The organism is Streptomyces sp. SID3343, assembly GCF_009865215.1.
GTDB lineage: Bacteria > Actinomycetota > Actinomycetes > Streptomycetales > Streptomycetaceae > Embleya.
This window is the reverse complement of the sequence record NZ_WWJX01001239.1, coordinates 1-314: the sequence shown is the minus strand read 5'-3', so window position 1 is coordinate 314 and position 314 is coordinate 1. Positions and strand designations below refer to the sequence as shown.

Sequence of the window (314 nt, the reverse complement as noted above, 5' to 3'; positions counted from 1 at the left end):
GGCGCTGCATGCCCCATCGGGTCAGGCAGTAGTCCTCGAACGTCTCGAACCGGGCGCGGTAGAGCCTGGCGTCCCGGATCACGTTGAGCGCTTTGCCCGCTGCCCAGAACGCGACCTTGAGTGTTTCGATCGCGGCTTCGCACGCCATCAGGTCGCGCTGTTCGTCGGCGATCAGGACGGCGTTGTCCGACAGCGGGGCGAACGGCGCGGGCAGCGCGAGAGCGACGTCGGCGGCCGACTTGGGGCGGCGGTCCTTGTCCCGTTCGGGGCCGCGTGAGCGGCCCATCAGAGTGCCTGCTCGATCGACAACGCAA

At 68.8% G+C, this 314-nt stretch carries 1 pseudogene; it reads right to left on the bottom strand.

What is annotated here, in order from left to right:
• Positions 1-286, bottom strand: a pseudogene (locus GT354_RS38630) (hypothetical protein); the annotation flags it as partial.
• Positions 287-314: the final 28 nt, after the last annotated feature.